General features: G+C 59.5%; 19 protein-coding genes. 8 read left to right on the forward strand and 11 right to left on the reverse strand.

Features of this window, described 5'->3' with window-relative positions; all coding sequences use genetic code 11:
• Window positions 1–3: 3 nt before the first annotated feature.
• Together lpdA and CCX46_RS18615 are read left to right on the forward strand one after the other, a co-directional pair.
• On the forward strand, window positions 4–1,377 hold the full coding sequence (gene lpdA / locus CCX46_RS18610) for a dihydrolipoyl dehydrogenase (RefSeq protein ID WP_127928771.1): 1,374 nt from the start codon (window positions 4–6) through the stop codon (window positions 1,375–1,377).
• Window positions 1,378–1,591: 214 nt separating this feature from the next.
• Window positions 1,592–2,611 (forward strand): branched-chain amino acid aminotransferase, encoded by a 1,020-nt coding sequence (locus CCX46_RS18615; RefSeq protein WP_007915073.1) that lies wholly within the window; start codon window positions 1,592–1,594, stop codon window positions 2,609–2,611.
• A gap of 249 nt (window positions 2,612–2,860) precedes the next feature.
• On the opposite strand, the gene CCX46_RS18620 is transcribed toward CCX46_RS18615, so the two are convergent.
• From CCX46_RS18620 to CCX46_RS18630, 3 genes are all read right to left on the reverse strand, one after another.
• Entirely contained in the window at window positions 2,861–3,694 is an 834-nt protein-coding gene (locus CCX46_RS18620; protein ID WP_127928774.1) for a TIGR03915 family putative DNA repair protein, read from the reverse strand.
• Window positions 3,691–4,911 carry a putative DNA modification/repair radical SAM protein gene (locus CCX46_RS18625; RefSeq protein WP_077573477.1) on the reverse strand — a complete coding sequence of 407 codons (1,221 nt, stop codon included), beginning with the start codon at window positions 4,909–4,911 and terminating at the stop codon, window positions 3,691–3,693. Before CCX46_RS18625 ends, CCX46_RS18620 begins: the two co-directional genes overlap by 4 nt.
• A 156-nt stretch (window positions 4,912–5,067) precedes the next feature.
• Entirely contained in the window at window positions 5,068–5,820 is a 753-nt protein-coding gene (locus CCX46_RS18630) for an ArsR/SmtB family transcription factor (protein WP_127928776.1), read from the reverse strand.
• Between the two features lie 79 nt (window positions 5,821–5,899).
• On the opposite strand from CCX46_RS18630, the gene CCX46_RS18635 reads away from it, so the two are divergent.
• The gene (locus CCX46_RS18635; RefSeq protein ID WP_127928778.1) at window positions 5,900–7,003 is read left to right on the forward strand and encodes a cytochrome P450; all 1,104 of its coding nucleotides are present in this window, start codon (window positions 5,900–5,902) and stop codon (window positions 7,001–7,003) included.
• A 129-nt stretch (window positions 7,004–7,132) separates the two neighbouring features.
• Here CCX46_RS18635 and CCX46_RS18640 read toward each other — a convergent pair whose 3' ends face one another.
• Window positions 7,133–8,452 (reverse strand): Nramp family divalent metal transporter, encoded by a 1,320-nt coding sequence (locus CCX46_RS18640; RefSeq protein WP_127928780.1) that lies wholly within the window; start codon window positions 8,450–8,452, stop codon window positions 7,133–7,135.
• Window positions 8,453–8,595: 143 nt separating this feature from the next.
• The gene (locus CCX46_RS18645; RefSeq protein ID WP_127928783.1) at window positions 8,596–9,132 is read right to left on the reverse strand and encodes a chalcone isomerase family protein; all 537 of its coding nucleotides are present in this window, start codon (window positions 9,130–9,132) and stop codon (window positions 8,596–8,598) included.
• 146 nt (window positions 9,133–9,278) lie between these two features.
• On the opposite strand from CCX46_RS18645, the gene CCX46_RS18650 reads away from it, so the two are divergent.
• Together CCX46_RS18650 and CCX46_RS18655 are read left to right on the forward strand one after the other, a co-directional pair.
• Window positions 9,279–10,052: a hypothetical protein gene (locus CCX46_RS18650; RefSeq protein WP_127928785.1), complete on the forward strand. Its 774-nt coding sequence runs from the start codon at window positions 9,279–9,281 to the stop codon at window positions 10,050–10,052.
• Between the two features lie 84 nt (window positions 10,053–10,136).
• Window positions 10,137–10,694, forward strand: coding sequence for a hypothetical protein (locus CCX46_RS18655; RefSeq protein WP_007915061.1), 558 nt, complete (start codon window positions 10,137–10,139; stop codon window positions 10,692–10,694).
• Here CCX46_RS18655 and CCX46_RS18660 read toward each other — a convergent pair.
• The 4 genes from CCX46_RS18660 to CCX46_RS18675 form a co-directional block, all read right to left on the reverse strand.
• A complete protein-coding gene (locus CCX46_RS18660; protein ID WP_127928787.1) occupies window positions 10,684–11,400 on the reverse strand; it encodes an alpha/beta hydrolase in 717 nt (238 codons plus the stop codon). The genes CCX46_RS18655 and CCX46_RS18660 overlap by 11 nt on opposite strands.
• 179 nt (window positions 11,401–11,579) lie before the next feature.
• Entirely contained in the window at window positions 11,580–12,692 is a 1,113-nt protein-coding gene (locus CCX46_RS18665) for a M14 family metallopeptidase (RefSeq protein WP_127928789.1), read from the reverse strand.
• Window positions 12,693–12,893: 201 nt separating this feature from the next.
• On the reverse strand, window positions 12,894–13,673 hold the full coding sequence (locus CCX46_RS18670) for an ABC transporter substrate-binding protein (RefSeq protein WP_016775210.1): 780 nt from the start codon (window positions 13,671–13,673) through the stop codon (window positions 12,894–12,896).
• A gap of 348 nt (window positions 13,674–14,021) precedes the next feature.
• Window positions 14,022–14,450, reverse strand: a complete 429-nt coding sequence (locus CCX46_RS18675) for a rhodanese-like domain-containing protein (protein ID WP_007915056.1) — start codon at window positions 14,448–14,450, stop codon at window positions 14,022–14,024.
• A gap of 101 nt (window positions 14,451–14,551) precedes the next feature.
• Between CCX46_RS18675 and ftrA the strand changes: the two genes are divergently transcribed.
• A complete protein-coding gene (gene ftrA, locus CCX46_RS18680) occupies window positions 14,552–15,529 on the forward strand; it encodes a transcriptional regulator FtrA (protein WP_127928791.1) in 978 nt (325 codons plus the stop codon).
• A gap of 155 nt (window positions 15,530–15,684) precedes the next feature.
• On the opposite strand, the gene CCX46_RS18685 is transcribed toward ftrA, so the two are convergent.
• The gene (locus tag CCX46_RS18685; RefSeq protein ID WP_127928793.1) at window positions 15,685–18,606 is read right to left on the reverse strand and encodes a hypothetical protein; all 2,922 of its coding nucleotides are present in this window, start codon (window positions 18,604–18,606) and stop codon (window positions 15,685–15,687) included.
• 539 nt (window positions 18,607–19,145) lie between these two features.
• Between CCX46_RS18685 and CCX46_RS18690 the strand changes: the two genes are divergently transcribed.
• Both CCX46_RS18690 and CCX46_RS18695 read left to right on the forward strand, forming a co-directional pair.
• Window positions 19,146–19,526 carry a DUF6124 family protein gene (locus CCX46_RS18690; protein ID WP_127928795.1) on the forward strand — a complete coding sequence of 127 codons (381 nt, stop codon included), beginning with the start codon at window positions 19,146–19,148 and terminating at the stop codon, window positions 19,524–19,526.
• Between the two features lie 2 nt (window positions 19,527–19,528).
• The gene (locus tag CCX46_RS18695; protein ID WP_127928797.1) at window positions 19,529–19,798 is read left to right on the forward strand and encodes a hypothetical protein; all 270 of its coding nucleotides are present in this window, start codon (window positions 19,529–19,531) and stop codon (window positions 19,796–19,798) included.
• 139 nt (window positions 19,799–19,937) lie between these two features.
• Here the strand turns inward: CCX46_RS18695 and CCX46_RS18700 are convergent, their stop codons facing one another.
• On the reverse strand, window positions 19,938–20,351 hold the full coding sequence (locus tag CCX46_RS18700) for a hypothetical protein (RefSeq protein ID WP_127928799.1): 414 nt from the start codon (window positions 20,349–20,351) through the stop codon (window positions 19,938–19,940).
• Window positions 20,352–20,359 lie beyond the last annotated feature (8 nt).

Raw genomic sequence — 20,359 nt, forward strand, 5'->3', positions numbered from 1 at the left:
CGCATGCAATCTCTGAACACTACGCTGCTGATCATCGGCGGCGGCCCCGGCGGTTATGTGACGGCGATCCGCGCCAGCCAACTGGGCATCTCGACGATTCTGGTCGAAGGCCAAGCGCTGGGCGGCACGTGCCTGAACATCGGCTGCATCCCGTCGAAAGCGTTGATTCACGTGGCCGAGCAGTTTCACCAGACGCAGCATCACAGCCAGCATTCGGCGCTGGGCATCAGCGTTGCCGCGCCGACGCTCGATATCACCAAAAGCGTCGAGTGGAAGGACGGCATCGTTGATCGCCTGACCACCGGCGTTGCCGCATTGCTGAAGAAGAACAAGGTTCAGGTCATCAACGGCTGGGCCAAAGTCATCGACGGTAAAACTGTTGACGTCGGCGACACGCGCATCCAGTGCGAGCACTTGGTGCTGGCCACCGGTTCGACCAGCGTCAATCTGCCGATTCTGCCGATTGGCGGGCCGATCATCTCTTCCACCGAAGCGCTGGCACCGACATCCGTGCCGAAACGTCTGGTGGTGGTTGGCGGTGGTTACATCGGTCTGGAACTGGGCATTGCTTATCGCAAGCTTGGCGCTGAAGTCAGCGTGGTCGAGGCGCAGGATCGCATCCTGCCAGCCTACGACGCGGAACTGACGCAACCGGTACATGACGCACTGAAGCAACTGGGCGTGAAGCTGTACCTCAAGCACAGCGTGCTGGGTTTCGATGGCACGTTGCAGGTGCGCGATCCGGAAGGCGAAACCCTGAATCTGGAAACCGATCAGGTGCTGGTCGCCGTCGGTCGCAAACCGAATACCCAGGGCTGGAACCTTGAAGCGCTGAATCTGGATATGAACGGCTCGGCAATCAAGATCGACAGCCGCTGCCAGACCAGCATGCGCAATGTCTACGCGATTGGCGATCTGAGCGGCGAGCCGATGCTCGCCCACCGCGCCATGGCTCAGGGCGAGATGGTTGCCGAGTTGATCAGCGGTAAAACCCGCGAATTCAACCCGACCGCCATTGCTGCCGTGTGCTTCACCGACCCGGAACTGGTGGTGGTCGGCAAGACCCCGGACGAAGCCAAGGCTGCGGGGCTGGACTGCATCGTTTCGAGTTTCCCGTTCGCCGCCAACGGCCGGGCGATGACGCTGGAATCGAAAAGCGGCTTCGTGCGCGTGGTCGCGCGTCGGGATAACCATGTGATTGTTGGCTGGCAAGCGGTGGGCGTGGGGGTTTCCGAGTTGTCGACGGCGTTTGCGCAAAGCCTGGAAATGGGCGCGCGGCTGGAAGACATCGGAGGCACCATTCATGCGCATCCGACACTGGGTGAAGCGGTGCAGGAAGCGGCGCTGCGTGCCCTCGGGCATGCGTTGCACCTGTAGGCCCCTTCGCGAGCAGGCTCGCTCCCACATTTGGAATGCGTTTCCCTGTGGGAGCGAGCCTGCTCGCGAATTCTTGAGGGCAACACGATTTATCTGTGTGTCATCCGATAGTCCGGGCTGCGAAACCGCTCAAGAATGAAGTATTGTTGTGCCCATCCAAAAAACGTCAGAAGCCTTGAACCGTTTCGGCGGTTGTTCAGTGATAGAGGGTGTCATGGGTAACGAAAGCATCAATTGGGACAAGCTGGGTTTTGACTACATCAAGACCGACAAGCGCTATCTGTCGTACTTTCGCGATGGCGAGTGGGACAAAGGCACCCTGACCGAAGATAACGTGCTGCACATCAGCGAAGGCTCGACTGCCCTTCACTATGGCCAGCAGTGCTTCGAAGGCATGAAGGCCTATCGTTGCAAGGACGGCTCGATCAACCTGTTCCGCCCGGACCAGAACGCTCTGCGTATGCAACGCAGCTGCGCGCGTCTGCTGATGCCGACAGTCGACACCGAGCAGTTCATCGAAGCGTGCAAAGCCGTGGTTCGCGCCAACGAGCGCTTCATTCCGCCATACGGCACCGGCGGCGCGCTGTACCTGCGTCCGTTCGTGATCGGCGTGGGTGACAACATCGGCGTGCGCACTGCACCCGAGTTCATCTTCTCGATCTTCTGCATTCCGGTCGGTGCCTACTTCAAGGGCGGCCTGACCCCGCACAACTTCCAGATCTCCAGCTACGACCGCGCTGCCCCACAAGGCACCGGCGCAGCCAAGGTCGGTGGTAACTACGCGGCCAGCCTGATGCCGGGCTCGAAAGCGAAGAAAGCCAACTTCGCCGACGCGATCTACCTGGACCCGATGACACACACCAAAATCGAAGAAGTCGGTTCGGCCAACTTCTTCGGGATCACCCACGACAACAAGTTCATCACCCCGAACTCGCCGTCCGTGCTGCCAGGCATCACCCGCCTGTCGCTGATCGAACTGGCCAAGACCCGTCTGGGCCTGGAAGTGGTTGAAGGCGACGTGCTGATCGACAAACTGTCGGACTTCAAGGAAGCCGGTGCTTGCGGTACGGCTGCGGTGATCACCCCGATCGGCGGTATCAGCTACAACGATCATCTGCATGTGTTCCACAGCGAGACCGAAGTGGGTCCTGTGACCCAGAAGCTCTATAAAGAGCTGACTGGCGTGCAGACCGGCGACATCGAAGCGCCAGCGGGCTGGATCGTCAAGGTTTGATCTGACGGCTGCTTATGTAGAAAAGCCCTCCACCGAGTGATTGGTGGGGGGCTTTTTTATGGCGCTTGGCGCAGTATTTGTGGCGTGCTTGAGGTTCTTTCCCCCTCACCCCAGCCCTCTCCCCCAGGGGGGCGAGGGGGAAAGGGGGCCGATCTTTGTGCCGTTCAAAACCTGAGTTCGACGTGATTGTTCAGGTCGATGGATCAAGTCCGAACACCTCGGTCAGTCCCCTCTCCCTCTGGGAGAGGGTTAGGGTGAGGGGCTTTTCAGCGTTATCCGTTTACCAAGTCGCTCAGCAATCCCACTCGCCTGCCCATTCTGCTGCTTACCCATCCGCGCCTGCGTAATCAATCCGGGAATCAACTCCCCCTCCGGCAAGTTCTTCCAGAACCGCGCCGGCAAATGCCCCTGCATGACCTTCTCGTTCAACCGCGCTGGATTAAAGATGTGGCTGTAATAAGTCAGCCACAGATCCCCATGAGGATCGTCGACATTCTGCGCCAACTGCTGCCATTCCAGCGGGCATTGACGCTGATGGATCAGTTGCTCGCCATCGTAATAAACCCCGTCGCGCGGCGTGGCGATCAACCAGCGATGACGGCCCATTCGCCCGATGAAATGCTCACTGGCGCTGTGCAAAATGTCATGGGCCGGTTCATGCCAAGCCACATATTGCGGACCCGCGCTGGATGAAGGGCGTTCGATGAAGCGCACAAACGCATGCAGATGATGGGCTTCGCGATTGACTTGTTTGATCCGTCGCTGCAGTTCACTGCCGAGTTTGTCCCCGGCCATCATCGCCGTGCGATCGCCATGGCTAACGCGCCACAACACTTCATACAACAGGCTCCAGCGTTGATCGCCGCGATAGCGCGAGGCTTGCTCAAGTGTGTCGAGCAACGCTCGCGGAATGCGCGCCTGAAACGGCCCCTGCCCCTCAGGAACCGGCTCATCATTGGCAAACAGATCACCGACACCTTCCAAGGCCCAGCTCACCAGACTCGGATCAACTTCATGGCTCAGCAGCCAGCGCGCCTGCTGGCGCCAAGTGTCGAACAGATCATCGCAATCGAGATTGATCATCCCCACAGCCCCATCTGCTGCGGCATCGGCCGGTCGCGCAGTTGCTGATAGAGCAAATGGCTGGTGACCTCGGCCTGCTGCGGGTGGTAGTCGCTGGTGATGATGAACGGCTTGGCCTTGGCCAGCACGCAGCGCATACGCGCGACGTCTTCGTAGCGGATTCGCCGCTGTCGGCGCAGCTCGACCAGACGTTCGGTGGTGCGCAGGCCGATACCGGGAATACGCGCGATCAGAGACGCTTCGGCACGGTTCAGATCCAGCGGGAACACTTCACGATTCTGCAACGCCCAAGCCAGTTTCGGGTCGATGTCCAACGCCAGATTGCCCGGCCCCTTGAGCAACTCATCGGCGCTGTAGCCATAACTGCGCAAGAGAAAATCGGCCTGATACAAACGGTGCTCACGCATCAGCGGCGGCGCAGCGAGAGGCACGCTTTTCGGGCTGTCGGGGATCGGGCTGAAGGCCGAATAGTAGACCCGGCGCAGACGGAAGTTGCCGTACAAAGCCTGGGCGCTATGGAGGATGGTGCTGTCATCGGTGTCGTCGGCGCCGACAATCAACTGCGTGCTCTGCCCGGCCGGGGCGAACTTCGCCGAGCGCGGTTCGTTCAAAACGGTCTGCACGCCGGTGTAGATGGTGTTCATCGCCTGTTTGATCGAAGCGATGTCCTTCTCCGGTGCCAGCACCTGCAGGCTGGCATCGGTCGGCAGTTCGATGTTGACGCTCAGGCGATCGGCGTAGCGCCCCGCCTCTTCGATCAATGCCGGATCGGCTTCGGGAATGGTCTTGAGATGGATGTACCCGCGAAACTCATGCTCTTCGCGCAGCAGCTTCGCCACCCGCACCAGTTGCTCCATGGTGTAGTCCGCCGAACGAATGATCCCCGAACTGAGGAACAATCCGCTGACGCAGTTACGCCGGTAGAAATCCATGGTCAGCGCCACGACTTCTTCGGGGGTGAAACGGGCACGCGGGACATCACTGGAGCGGCGATTGACGCAGTACTGGCAATCGTAAAGACAGAAATTGGTCAGCAGAATCTTCAACAACGACACGCAGCGGCCGTCCGGCGTGTAGCTGTGGCAGATGCCCATGCCATCGGTCGAGCCCAACCCGCTCTTGCCCTCGGAGCTGCGCTTGGGCGCACCGCTGCTCGCGCAGGAGGCGTCGTACTTGGCGGCGTCGGCGAGGATGCTCAGCTTGTCGATGATTTGCATGGCGCGGGCTCTTTACTGTTTGCATATACAGTATAGGGTCGTCTGCGGTGATACAAGGTGGCAGATGCGCCCCTCGTCGGTCAGAAGCTGAAAATCAAAAGATCGCAGCCTTCGGCAGCTCCTACAGGAGTCGCGTACACCCGATAAATCTCAACCCTACCCAATCCATGTAGGAGCTGCCGAAGGCTGCGATCCTTTGATCTTGTGGTTTTCAATCGGCAACTCAACACCAAACCGCGCACCGATCTCCTTGCGCCCCAGCGCCGTCAACGCCAACGCCCGACTGTCCAGATCCTGGGTCACCCACTTGCGCTTCAACGCGGTCTGCAACAGCGCCGCCCCCAGCGAACCCCCGAGATGCGGCCGGCGCATGCTCCAGTCCAGGCACGGGCAGGCAAATTTGCGGCGCAGGGTCGTCAAATCCTCCACTTCGATGCCCAGACCGAGAAACAACGCCTCGCCCGTCTCACTCAAGCGATATGCCTGCTCGTCGGTTGCCACCAGCCAACCGCCTGCGATCAAACGGTCATGCAGCAACACCGCCAGCGTCCCGGCCATGTGGTCGTAGCAAGTGCGGGCGAATTGCAGGCGATCCGGCGTATGCGCCTTGAACGTCGGGGCGGCGTTCTGGCCAATCACCATCAGCGCTTCCAGCGCCTGCGCCACCCGCTGATCGGCGAGGCTGTAATAGCGATGGCGGCCCTGCACGTGCAGGCGCACCAGGGCCAGATCCTTGAGTTTCGCCAGGTGTGCACTGGCGGTCGAGGCGCTGACTTCGGCGATCGTCGCCAGCTCCGTGCTGGTGCGGGCGTGGCCGTCCATCAGCGAACAGAGGATTTTTGTCCGCGCCGGCTCAGCGATGGCGGCGGCCACCTGCGATACACCGATGTCTTGATGTTCTGCGTGCATAGTTCGCTCCCGGACGAATCGTCGTCGTTGCGCAGTGGAGATAGTAGCAACACTTTCCCTGCCGACAAGGATGCAAACCATGAACCCGATCAGCGCCACAACGCATGCCGATCCTTATCCCTACTACGCCGAACTGCGCGCAGCAGGTGGACTGACGTTTCATCCGGATCTGAAACTGTGGGTCGCCAGCAGCGCCCGTGCGGTGTGTGCGGTGTTGGCCCACGCCGATTGCCGGGTGCGTCCGGCGGAGGAGCCCGTGCCCAAAGCGATTGCCGGCAGGATGGCCGGCAAAGTCTTTGGCCAGCTGATGCGGATGAATGACGGCGAACGCCAGCGCTGTCCGCGTTCGGCCATCGAGCCTGAGCTGGCAGCGCTGGACCTTGAGACGATCAATGCTTTGGTCGCCGCACGGCTGATCACAGCGGACGCCGACGGTGTGTACAAGGCAATGTTTCGTGGCCCGGTGTGCGTGGTCGCGGCGCTTTTGGGATTCACGCCGGCGCAGGCGCGGGTGGTCAGTGAACTGACGGCTGACTTCGTCGCTTGCCTGTCGCCGTTGAGCAATGACCTGCAACTGGCCACAGCAGATGCGGCGGCCGAGCACCTGCGCGGCTACTTTATCGAACTGCTCGCCGAACCCGCCAACGACTTCCTAAGCGCGATCCAGCAGCGCTTTGCCGGCGATGCAGACACCTTGATCGCCAACCTGATCGGCCTCTGTTCGCAGACGTTCGAAGCCTGCGCCGGACTGATCGGCAACACGCTGTTGGCGTTACGTCGTCAGCCGGCGTTGCGCGGCGAATCCATCGAAGCACTGCTTGGCGAAGTCCAGCGCTTCGACCCGCCCGTGCAGAACACCCGACGCTTTGTCGCCGCGCCCTGCGAGATTGCTGGTGTGCGGGTCGAAGCAGGTGATGTGATTCTGGTTTTACTGGCCTCCGCCAATCGTGATCCGGCGCTTAACGCACAGCCTGAGCAGTTTCTGGTGCAGCGCGAGAACCGCCGCAGTTTCAGTTTCGGCAGTGGTCGGCACGAGTGTCCGGGGCAAGCGTTGGCGATGAGTATTGCCGGAGCTACGGTGCGGGAAATACTCGCAAAGGGCATCGATCTGAATTGCCTGAACTGGCACTACAGGCCTTCGCTCAATGGGCGCATTCCAGTGTTCAGCGACGTTGGCGCCTGAAACTCCGCATTCGCGAGCAGGCTCGCTCCCACATTAGCTATCGGTGATCACAATAGTGTGCACACCCGATAACCCTGTGGGAGCGAGCCTGCTCGCGAAGAGGCCAGCCCAGTCACTACAAATGCTGGCTCAAGCCGCCCACTGCAAAATCAACCAGCTGTTAGCGCCACTGATCACCACAAACAACCCCCACGCCAATACCCGGGTTGGCCAGCGATTCACAAACGGCCCCATCAGCTGTTTGTCGTTGGTCATGCGAATCAATGGATACAGGGCAAACGGAAGTTGCAGACTGAGCACCACCTGACTCAGCACCAGCAACTTGCCAATCGCGTTATCGCCCATCAGCCACACGCCGATAAACGCCGGAATCAACGCCAGTCCGCGAGTAATCAAGCGGCGCTGCCAGCACGGAATCCGCAGGTTCAGGTAACCCTCCATGATCACCTGGCCGGCGATGGTGCCAGTGAAGGTCGAACTCTGCCCCGACGCGAGCAACGCGACGCCGAACAACACGCTGGCCAGCGCACCGCCGACCAGCGGATCGAGCAGGTGGTAGGCGTCCTGAATGTCCACCACCTCGGTGTGCCCGGACTGGTGAAACGCCGCTGCCGCAAGAATCAGGATCGCCGCGTTGACCAGCAACGCCAGCGCCAGCGAACCGATGGTGTCGATACGCGCCAGTTTCACCGCGTCCTGCTTGCTCGCCAGGTCCTTGCCGATCATCCGCGTCTGCACGATCGAGGTGTGCAGATAGAGGTTATGCGGCATAACCGTCGCACCGAGGATGCCGATGGCCAGGTACAACGGCGCCGCCTCGCTGATCGCCGCCAGCGACGGTTTGAAGCCTTGGGCGACATCCGGCCAGTACGGTTTGATCAGCAACAGTTCAACGAAAAAACACACGCCAATGGTCGCGACCAATACCAGCATGATCGCTTCCAGACGACGGAAACCGCGATTTTGCAGGGCCAGCACCAGCAAGGTGTCGAACGCCGTCAGGGCAATGCCGAAGGTCAGCGAACAACCGAGCAGCAAGTGAAAGGCCAGCGCACAACCGAGCACTTCGGCCAGATCGGTGGCGATGATCGAGATTTCCGCCAACACCCACTGCAGGCGCGCGGTCGGTGTGCTGTAGCGCTCACGGGACAGCTGCGCCAGATCGCGCCCGGTGGCAATGCCCAACCGCGAACACAGGCATTGCACGACCATGCCCGCCAGACTCGCCAGCAACACCACAAACAACAGGCTGTAACCAAAGCGTGAACCGGCCTCGATGGCGGTGGCCCAGTTGCCCGGGTCCATGTAACCGATCGACACCAGCAACCCGGGACCGGCGAAACGCAGCACGCGTTTGAAGAACGACGCATTGGGATCAACCGCAACACTGCCAGCCACTTCCGGCGGACAAAACGGCGCGGTGGCGATTTTGGGCAAACTGAATTTCACGCACACATCCAGAAACAAGTCGGAAAGACGCAGCTTAGAGGTTTCCGCCACAGCCTTGAAGCGCAAAAGATCGCAGCCTTCGGCAGCTCCTACATTGGAATGCACTCTCCTGTAGGAGCTGCCGAAGGCTGCGATCTTTGCTCTTATCGACTCACCCCCAACAACTGTTCGCGCAACTCCGGACTGCGCGTGCGCGGGTCGAGCCAGATATCGAAGAACGCGCGGGCAAACAGCGGGTCATCGATCTCATGCTGCAACTGCTGGCCGACAAAAAACCGCGCGCCCTGCCCCGGCAGATAGACGCCGGTAATGCGCGTGCCAGCTTGCACATCGACGAACGATTGCTGCATCTGGATCTGCCAACCGGCCAATTGCGCCGGGCTGACGCGGCCATCGGCCAGGCGTTTGATTTCGTCGACGCTGGCCTTGACCAGATCGTCGCGGGAAATGCTGCGGCGGTAGATCAACTCCAGCGCAAACGGCTGGCCCTCGGCCAAGGGCCGCGCGGCACTCCACAGGCGCGCGTTGTAGACATCGAAACCGAACACACTGTAATCGCCGGTACCGATGATCTGCGCGCCGGGCACGGCGTCCTGCCAATTGGCCCAGGTTGGCGTCAGCAATAGCGCCCACAAGCCGATGCCGCAACATCCCCGTAACACCTTGGGTGTTCTGTTCATCGCGGTATCGACTCCGGCAAGCCCTGATGGTCAAAGCATAGCCGGTATCGCCGCCGACACTTTGTATACAAAAACTGCGCACATAGGCAGCAATCGCTGATCGACAATGCTAACGTGGCGAACCTTCAACGGATGGAGACTCCTGCGTGCTGATCCTCAAACTGCTGCTGATTCCCGGTTTTCTGCTGCTGATTTCACTGGCGGGCAAACGCTGGGGGCCGAGTGTGGCCGGGTGGCTGTCGGGATTGCCGGTGGTGGTCGGGCCGATTCTGTTTTTCCTCGCCATCGAGCAGGGTCCGGCATTTGCCGCGCAGTCGGCGGTGGCGGCGTTATCGGCGATGTTCGCGATGATTGCGTTCTGCATCACATACGCGCAGGTCGCGCAACGAGCGAACTGGCCGTTGGCGTTGGCGGCATCGCTGTCGGTGTGGGCGGTGATTGCTTGGGTGTTGTCACTGATTCCGGCGTCGCTGCCGTTTTCGATGGTGGCGGCGGCGATTGCGTTGCTGGCATCGCCTTATCTGTTTCCCACGGTGCAACCGGTGCTGAGCGGCCCCGCGCCGAAGTCGGACAAACTGATCTGGCGAATGATCGCCGGCGCCGCGTTGACCCTGGTGGTGACGATGCTCGCCAGCACCGTCGGCGAGCGCTGGAGCGGTTTGCTTGCGGTGTTCCCGGTGCTCGGCAGCGTAATGGCAGTGTTCTCGCAACAGACGCGCGGCCCGGCGTTTACCGCCGCACTGTTACGGGCGACGGCGACCGGCATGTATTCGTTTTCGGCGTTTTGTCTGGTCTCGGCATTGACCTTGCCAACCATGGGCCTGAGCGGATTTGCCGTCGGTGTCGCGGTGTCGGTGGCCATGCTCGGCGTGACCAAACGCCTGTTGGCCCGTCCAGTGGCGAAAGCGCAGGCGCAGTAACCGCTCGGATGATTCGCGCTGGAACGCCCGGCCCTCTCCGTGGGATGATCGCCCGCCTCGCGCGACCATCCACCGGAGATTCACATGTCATTGTTGAGCAAAAAAGCCGTTGTCCTGCTGGTGGCGGCCCTCGCCGGTTTCGGCGCCCTCCACGCGCAAGCGGCCAAGAAAAATGCCGGCACCGAGAAAGTCTCGATGCTCGATGGCAAGTTCACTTTTGTGCTGCCAAAAGGTTTCGTCGCCGACCCGCTGCCGACCAGCCCGAGCGGGACCACGGGCACGATGTACACCAACGAGGCCACAAAAACCGTGGTCATTACCGCTGAAAACAAGATTCCCGAAGGCCAGCACGTCAAGGACAATGACGGGCAGTTCCTCGATGGCAGCGTGTCGAGTTTCATCGAAGATCAGCGCAAGGCCCTGCCGGACTTCAACAAACTCAGCGAGAAAAGCCTGACCCAGAAAGGCACCGGCCTTGGTCTGCGTCAGGTCGACAGCACCGCCACCCAGGGCGGTGGCCAGACCCTCAACACCACGCTGATGGCCGGCTCCGGCACGAAGATGGCGCTGGTGCAGGTGATCTCCCGCGCCAGCGACAAGAAAGGTCACGACGCCCTGGTGAAAACCATCCTCAAGGATTGAGCTGCTGCAACCAGCCATTCAAGTCACGCAACTCGGCCGCACTGATACTGTGGCCGACGCCGGGATAGGCATGGAACTGCGGTTTGTAACCGAGTTTCTGTAGTTGCGTGTTGGCCTCGGTGCCGTTTTTATACGGCACCGGATCATCGGCGGTGCCGTGGCCGATAAAGATGTTCAGCGGCAACGGCGCCTGCCCGTCCTTCAGCTCAGCCTTCAACACTGGCAATAAACGTCCGCTCAACGCCGCGATCCCACCGACCGCCACTGGCGGCCGCAGCCCGACCTCATAGGTCATCATTGCGCCCTGGCTGAAGCCGATCAGGTACACCTTGTCCGGGGTGGTGTGATATTTCTGCGCTGCTTGCGCGATAAAGTCGCGCAGTTTTTGGCCACTGACCTTCAGATCATCGGTCTCGCCGTTGTAGGCGCCTTCGCCTTTCTTGCGAAACCACTGGAAACGTCCTTCGCCCAATGACAACGGTGCCTGCACCGACAGGAAGTTGTATTGCGCCGGCAGCTGGAATTTCATGCCGATCAGATCGGCTTCGTTACTGCCGTAGCCGTGCAGGAAAATCACCAGCGGACGCGGTTCGGCATCGGCGTGCACCTGTTCGATGTACTTGAGCGGCAGATCGGATTGCAGCGTGGTTTGCGCCTGCACAGCACTGGACGCCAGCAGGGTCAACAGAGCAAAGACCTTCAACATAGAGCCTTCCTTCACGGAGAGTCGGGTTCGGGGGGAGCCTAACATCCTGCGGCGAGGATCAACATGTTGGGTGCTGCTGATGGCCCCTTCGCGAGCAGGCTCGCTCCCACAGGGGAACGCATTTCAAAGGTGGGAGCGAGCCTGCTCGCGAAAGGGCCGGTGAATCCAGTGAAGATCTATTAATCGTTCGTCAACTTACCAGTCCGAAACGCCACCCGCCCCGCCACTTTCGCCTGCCAGATCCCCGGCTCGGTATAACGCCCACGATCAAGCGCAAACAACACCCCACTGGTGCCCGCGCGCACGGTGGTCACGCGATCCTGCAACGGATCCACCACCTCAAACAACGCATCACCCTGCTCCACCCACTCGCCGGCATTGCGCAAGAAACTCACCACGCCATGGTGCGGTGCGAACAGGTATTCGGTGCCCTCGAACGGCAGACCTTCACAGCACTCACCCGGCGCCGCCGGCCACTCACCGCCGATAAAACCCTGCTCGGCGAGGAATCCGAGGATCGCCTCACAATTGGCCTGCGCCTGATCAACCCGGGTGTCGCCCATGCTGCCCAGTTCCAGCGTGGTCGCCAGATTCGCCGCTGGAATCGCGGCATTCGGGAACGCCCGCGCCAGACGCAGCCACGGCGTCGAGCAGGATTCATCGAACGAGCTGCCGCCGGAATCTTCACACAGCAGCGCCACACCGGCCTTCAAACGTGCCGCCAGCGATTGCCACTGTGGCCAGTGCTGCGGCAGCGCGTACAAATGAATCGCCGCGTCGAAATCGCAATGCAGATCGAGGGTGATGTCGGCATCGCAGGCATGGCGCAGCAACAAACGATGCAACGCTTCCAGTTGCGAGGCCGGGGCCGGCAGCTCATCGAACACCTGGCCCATGGTTTGGCGGATCAGCGCGACGTTGGCCTCGGCATCAGCGCCCAGACGCTCACCGATCAACGCCGCGACCGGTGCGCTAAGTTCCACGAAGGCGCGGTTGAAGTTCTTGCCGCTGCCCAGTTCAAAGCGGCCCATGTGCGCGCCTTGCACGTGTTGATCGAGGCCGATCGGGTTGGCCACCGGCACCAGCTCGATCACGCCCTGCAAACGGCCCTGCTGTTCGAGTTCATTGAGGCGCTGTTTGAGTTCCCACGCGGTGCGCATGCCCGGCAGTTCATCGGCGTGCAGGCTGGCCTGGATGTACACCTTGCGGGTGCCCGCGCCATAGCGAAACACGCTGAGCGAGCGCTCGCTGCCCAAGTGGCTCCAGGGCAGAACATGGTCGATGCGTTGCATGGGAAAATCTCCTCAATTTCCGGATCACACTGATCCCCTGTGGGAGCGAGCCTGCTCGCGAAGGCGGTGTGCCAGACAACAAAGATGTTGAATGTTAAACCGCTTTCGCGAGCAGGCTCGCTCCCACAAGGTTCTGTGGTTTTATCAGAGCGCAAAAAAAGTGGCCACCGCGCAAACGGGGCCACTTTTTTCTACGGCGTATTAATGGCCGTACACATCAAAGTCGAAGTACTTGTCCTGGACTTTCTTGTACTCGCCATTGGCGCGGATTTCGGTGATGGCTTTGTTGAATTGCTCGGCCAGCGCGGTATCGCCCTTTCGCACCGCAATGCCAGCGCCGCCGCCGAAGTACTTGGCGTCTTCGTAGGTCGGGCCAACGAATTCAAAACCTTTGCCGGCGTCGGTTTTCAGGAAACCATCGCTGAGGTTGACCGAGTCGGCCAGCATCGCGTCGATACGCCCGGAAACCATGTCGAGGTTGGCTTCCTGTTGCGAGCCGTAACGCACCAGGTCGATCCCGGCCGGCACCAGCACTTCGGTGGCGTAACGGTCGTGGGTACTGGCACGCAGCACGCCGACTTTCTTGCCTTTGAGCTCGGTCAGCGGGTCTTTGACACCGGAGCCTTCCTTCATCACGAAGCGCGCCGGCGTGTGGTAGTACTTGATGGTGAAATCGACGTTTTTCTTGCGGTCATCGGTGATGGTCATCGACGACAGAATCGCGTCGATCTTCTTCACTTTCAGCGCCGGGATCAGACCATCGAATTCCTGCTCGACCCAGGTGCATTTGACTTTCATCTGCGCGCACAGCGCATCGCCGATGTCGACGTCGAAACCGGTGAGTTTGCCGTCAGGGGTTTTCATCGAGAATGGCGGGTAACCGGCTTCGATACCGATGCGGATCGGCTTGGCGTCTTCGGCCACAGCGGTCAGGGACAACATCGACAGTGCCAGGGCACCGAACATCACTAGCTTCTTCATTTATAACTCCTGTGGGCGGAGGCTTTTATTGGCAGCTTTCGATTCAGCGTTCGGTCATGGCCAACTGGCTACAAAAACCGAAGTGGCCGGCAGTCTATGGCGGCGCGCACAGGGTAAATTGTGTTTAAGCGACAAATACTTATGAAAGATCGGCGCACCGATTGACCGGGGTCAAAGGGTGCGCCGTCGTGGTGCAAAGGCTGTAGGACAAGCGCTTTTCCAGCGCAGAAAATCGCTGATTTCCCTGTAGGAGCTGCCGCAGGCTCGGGCCGCGTTCGGACGATCTTTTGATCTGTTTTTTTAACCATCAAGATCAAGAGATCGCAGCCTGCGGCAGCTCCAAGGGGATCAGCATTCGCAGCCGATGGCGGTTTTGGCGGCTTGCTCAACGCTCAGTTGAAAGCCTTCATCCAGCCATCCGGTAACCCCGCCGATCATCTCCTTGACCGGATAACCCAGCGCCGCCAGTTTCACCGCTGCCTTGTTCGCGCCGTTGCAGTGCGGGCCGGCGCAATAGACCACGAACAGCGTGGTTTTCGGGTAACTCGCCAGTTCCGCCGCCGTCAGCAAGCGGTTCGGGATATTGATCGCGCCCGGCACATGCCCGCGCTCAAAGGCCAGCGGGCCGCGAACGTCGACCAGGACAAAATCGATCTCGCCAGCCTCCTGGCTACTGAAGACGTCGGAACAATCGGTTTCGAAAGTCAGACGATTGCTGAAGTGCATCAGGGCGATCGCCGACGGGGCTGCGGGGATGTCGCGAACCAGGCTGGTCATAGGTGTTGCTCCTTTATCTGAACGGGTGTGAACAGACTTTATCGAGCGGCCGCTTGCGGCTACAGTGGCGCACAAGACACTCACCGGGAATTTTCCGCCAAATGCCGACATCACCAGGTCTGGTTGCGATTCTGGCCTACGACGGCCTCTGCACATTCGAGTTCGGCATCGCCGTGGAGGTCTTCGGCCTGACCCGGCCGGAGTTCGATTTCCCGTGGTACACCCACGCCATTGCGGCGGTCGATCAAGGCCCGATGCGCGCCTTGGGCGGGATTCAGGTGCTGGCCGATGGCGGCCTGGAATTGTTGGCCGAGGCGCGCACCATCATCATTCCCGGCTGGCGCGACCGCAACGCGGCGGTGCCGGATGAACTGCTCGATGCATTGCGTCAGGCCCATGCCCGGGGTGCGCGATTGCTGTCGATCTGCTCCGGTGTATTTGTGCTGGCGGCCACCGGCCTGCTCGACGGCCACGGCGCCACCACCCATTGGCGTTACACGGCGGAACTGGCGCAGCGCTTCCCGGCGATTGCCGTCGATGCCGATGTGCTTTACGTCGATTCCGGTCAGTTGATCACCTCGGCCGGCAGCGCTGCCGGGATCGATGCCTGCCTGCATCTGGTGGCGCGGGACTTCGGCACGCAAGTCGCCAACTCGGTGGCGCGGCGACTGGTGATGTCGCCGCAGCGTACTGGCGGTCAGGCGCAATTTATTCCGACCCCGGTCAGCCCGACGCCGCGCAACGATCTGTCGCGGGTGATGCAGTGGGCGCGCGAGCGTTTGCATGAACCGCTGGAAGTGCGCGATCTGGCCAGCGAAGCGGCGATGAGTGAGCGTACGTTTCTGCGGCGTTTTACCGAGGCCAGTGGGCAGTCGCCCAAGGCGTGGTTGCAGCATGAACGGTTGGCGCGGGCGCGGGAGTTGTTGGAGAGTACGCCGCATAACACCGAGCAGATTGCCGAACGTTGCGGGTATCGGTCGGTGGAGAGTTTTCGGGTGGCGTTTCGTGGGGTGGTGGGGGTGCCGCCGTCGGTGTATCGGGAGCGGTTTGGACGTGGGGTGAAGGTCGTCGGTTCCTGAGGGAATCTTGAAGTCCCTTTAACGAGCAAGGGTGATGCATTCCGCGTCAGGCTTTTTGAGGTTAAGGCCCGTTGCAATCTTTAGTTTGCTACGGGCCAAACCAAATTGATCATTCCGAACGCTGCTCGAAATGATCAATGTATGCGATTTCTACGCTAAAGCTTTGCTTCCCATTTTAAGCGAATATCATCAATTTTTGACGGTCCATAGTTTTCAGAATGATAGCCAAAATAAATATGCATTACTCTCGGAGATGCAGGAGATAGGTTTTGCGGCTTGAACGTTGTCAATATTTTCTCCCAAGTATACGCACGAGGAATCTCTGCATAATAGTATCGGGTGCTGTCGATTACTATATTGAGCATTGAAGCAACTGGACACTGATAGATGAAGCTTAATTCATACTCTTGATTATTTTCAATATCACTGAAAGACTTCTGAATGTTAATCCTATTAAATTTGTTATTGGATTGAGCAAAATATTCCTCTCCTAAACGGATAATAGACGACGGTGAAACTGGGTTATATTTCCAGCCATTCCAATTGAATAAGTCAAAAGTCGTAAGATCATCAAACCCAATACTCACCGAATACACCCTTCGCTGACAATCCACCGCATCAACCAAATCCCCCCCTTCAAACAACCCCACCTTCAACACAATCGTCACTGTCGAATCCGCCTTGCACTCACGCAACCACTGCACTTCAGTCGTGTAAATCAATCCACTTCCCTGATCATGCGTCCCCCCCACCAACTGCTCTTTGGTGCGTGAACTGTTATCGGCTCTGGTTTCCACATAACTCAACCACACAGGCAGCCCCGAACGCTGAAACGGCCATTTGTCGCACAGCACTTTGGTGTCGTCCTCGATCAACCCAATATCCAAAACCTCCCCCGTCGCCCCTTCGATCAAAGGCTGCGGCATGTTTTTCTGCAGCAAAACACCAATGGTCAGCGGCCGTGTTTCTCCAGGAGCAGGTTGCCCGGCCCGAAACGTCCTGTAGCTCAACGCCACATCGCGTCCCAGATTGGCGCCGGTGATGGCCGCCGCGATATTGAAATCCAGATAAGGCTGGCCGCTCGCAACCTTGCGCACTGGCGCCGTCGAACCATCGCCGGGACGGCCGATGACCGTCAGTTCGATTTCGTCCTCAGGCTTCAATATCGAAGTGTCGAAGCGCACGGTGAAACCCTGTTGATACTGGTTGGGATCGAGGACGTAAACCGGAGCTTCGATGACAGTGGGCGGTGGCACTTCGGCCTGCGCGTTGCCGACGCTCAGCGTCAGTTCACCGGACGTCCCCAACAACACACCGCCGTGCACAATCGTGTAAGTCACCACGACTTTGCCGTTGAGGTTGGCAGTGACGAACGCCTTGGCTACCGTGAATTTGACGGGTTTGCCCGCTGTGTGGGTCGTCAGGTCGACGAAGTCACTGGTGCTGCCGCCACTGCCTGATCCGCGCCAGTGATAGGTCACGCGATTGCCGGCAGACGTGCCTTCGTGTGGCGCGATCAACGTTACACCCGCGGGCGGCACGTGTTCGGGGTCGAGCGTACCGCCCTGCGCCTCCTCCACTTTCGGCGCTTCAAATTGCGGTAACGCTTGTCCCACTTGCAGGAACAACGGCAACGAATCACGCACGTTTTGCAGCATCGCGTCGTCGTTGGCCACCGTGTAACTCACCCTCACCCGCAAACCGTTGAAGCGGCGGATATCGACGTTTTTTACGGTGAGCAGAACCGGCGTGTTTTCCGGCTGATTGCCGACCGGACGCGGATCCGAGTAATACTCCACACCGCCGCCAGGCAGCGCGGCTTCCCAGATCAGGTCGATCTGATCGCCGCTTTTACGTCCCGCATACCAAGGGATTTCGTTGGTTGCCCATGGCGCCTCAGGGTCCAGAAAACCGCCAGGCGCCTCGATCACAGTGGGCGCCGCCAGTTGACTGATTTCCCCTTGCACATTGACGCTGGCGACCATCGAAGAGGCCTCGTCCTCGCCTGCTCTCGTGCGTACATACCGGACCGAGGCCGAACCCTTGGCAAGGGCTCGGACCGAGGCATTGGGAATCACGAACTCATAGGCAAACTCGGTAAAATCGACGAATTGCTCCGCGGGGATAACGATGATCGGTTTACCCTGCGCCGGCATACCGGTCCAGGTCACTTTGATCCGGTCGTCCACGTCGAAGTGTTCTTCACGTGCATAAACACTGACGATGACGTCCTTGTCACCCAACTGCTCAAGATCAATGACGGTTGTGACGGGTCTGTTGTTGACCAGAATTCTCGGTTGGGGAAGCCGCGTTCCCTTCGCATCCACCAGGACCCGAGTGATTTTCGCCCAAGGCGCGCGCTCATCCGGATAGTTGCCAACGCGGTCGATCACCTGAAAAGTCACCGCTACATCCGGGCCATCGCCAGCGCTCTCGATCACGCCTTTAGCGAAGGTGATCAGGATCGGATGATTTACCGGGTCGTCGACCTGCTCCTGAGTCACCGGATAGTAAGGTACTTCCTGACTACCCCAGCGGCACAAGATGTAATCGAAAGCAGCCATGTTTTCGTAGGGGAAAACATGCATCTGAACGCCTTTCTCGGCTATTTCCGGAGTGACCCCGTGCGTCAGGTCCGGTATCAACGTGTACGTGAGACCGGAATGACCTTCTTCGGGGTCGTTATCAAAGCCGCCGGGGCGCTGGAATTTGGCCAGCAGAATCAACGTTGGCTCGGAATCCTGGAACGTCTGTCCAACTCGGGTTACGCGATAAAACGCCTTGACCTCGCCCTCCAGAACAAAACCTTTAGCAATCCTGAACACCAGTCGCTTGTTGAGATCTTCGGCGTCGAGTTCCTTGCTCCACACCGCGACCGTCAAATTGCCCAGGAACATTTCGAACTTGTCCCCAATGCTCATCACCAGCCACGGGTCAACAATGACTTGCAAATCCCCCTCGACAGCGCGAATAGGAATACCGCCGTGGTAGTGCTCTGGCGTTCGCAACTCGGTTCTGCCGGTGATATGCGGTGGGCTCAAGGCCAATGGCTGGTTTTCAACCAGGGGTGTGTTCATGGTGACGCTCCTTCGTGATGGACGGGCGGCAGTCGGCCGAAACGCTTGAGCTATCAGAAAGGAATTTATCGACGAGGGGTACTGACAGATCTGACAGGTCAGCACGGTTTTCCGACAGATGGTCGGTCTGAATGGACAACCCACGGGAGCGGAAAAGATGCGAATGTCGGATTGGGCAAACGTTAAAGCGCCCGGTTAAACGCAGCATCATTTAGACATCAGCCATGAGGCTACAGCGCCTTGCGCCTTTGCCTACAACTACGCCAGAATCCGCCGGCTTGTGCGGCTTGGGGGCTGCCGGTAACTTGGTTCGCGTCACTGAAGGGTCAGTGATCGGGTTTAGTCGCTCGGTAATCCACTTGAACTGCACAACGTTCCAGACAGTAGGTATTTCGATACCTCACTCAATGGTAGCTGTGCGCAGGGCGCCTTCGGGTGCGCCGGTTTTGGTGGAGTTTCCGGTCGACTAACCTGCGTATAGCTGCCACCTTTTCGTTTAGTCGCGAGGTGGTGTCAGCATCACTTTGGAAAACTACACCATGTTCAAAATTACGCCAAATCCGCCCGAAACAGACGTGGAAATCGATCCAAATCCAACGTCCCCCTATTCCACACCGGGCTCCAGAAAACTCCACGAAGCCGCCGAACGCGCTCTCGATCACTACCTGAAACCCGCGCCCCCAGCGCCACCACGCAAACCCAGCACCATGTTCCTCGTCGACCCCAACACCGGCGCCGAAGACCTCATGGCCCACGCCTGCGAATCCATGGCTTCGGCCAGCGTCATGCTCAGCGACTTCGCCGCCCTGCTCGACTCGCCCTACCGCAACACCGTGCTCGGCATTCAACAAGTGGTCATGCTCGGCGAACTCGCGGTCAACCGCGCCCTCGACAAAATCGAACCCGCCCTGAGGCAATAAACATGTCCAACAAAACCGATGCACAAGTCGTCGCGGCACTGGTGGCCATGGGTTTCAACGAACGGGACGGACGCTGGGCGCAAAACGCCTGCCTGGTGCTGTTCGAAAGCGAACGCGAATCCATCGTCGCCTCCGCCGTCACCGTCCTTCCCCAACTCGATGAACTGGAAATCGACGCCGTGCTACCCGCACTGCGCCGCGTCACCCGCCGGTTCCCCTCACTACAAAAAACCGTGGCCGACACACTGGCCGAGATGGCGCACGCAGCCTGATTGACCGCGTGATCGCTCTTCGCGAGCAGGCTCGCTCCCACAGTTGTTCGCGGTTGCTCGCGGTATTTGAGTACACCGCCGTGCCAATGTGGGAGCGAGCCTGCTCGCGAAAGCGTTCTTTCTACATCGGACGCGTGAGTCACGACGCTCGAAAATCCGCGAGGATAAAGGGTGTGTGGTCACGCAAGTAAACGTCGACATCGTCCAGCGAGTGCAACGCTTCACTGGATGACTCCACGCATTCTTCATCGTCATGGCGAATGACCGTGACGAAAAAGGTTTCTGCCTGTCGGACCAACGTCGCAGTGCGTTTGACCGGCCGCCCATCCTCCTGGGCAAAGGACATCGCACGTAACGTTTCATTTTGCAGAGCTTCAGACACGTTTGCTTTGAGAGCCTTGCGTTTGGCGAGCAGTTCTTTCGCGACTACCCAGCTGCCAACTGCAGCGGCAGCGGAAACGAACAACATATAGTTGTAGGTCGATCCCCTGCGAGTCGCATGCCTCTCAACCAGCCAATCGGCAACTTGTGAAACCACCTGCCACACATCCATCGCATTTA

Source organism: Pseudomonas sp. RU47 (assembly GCF_004011755.1).
GTDB lineage: Bacteria > Pseudomonadota > Gammaproteobacteria > Pseudomonadales > Pseudomonadaceae > Aquipseudomonas.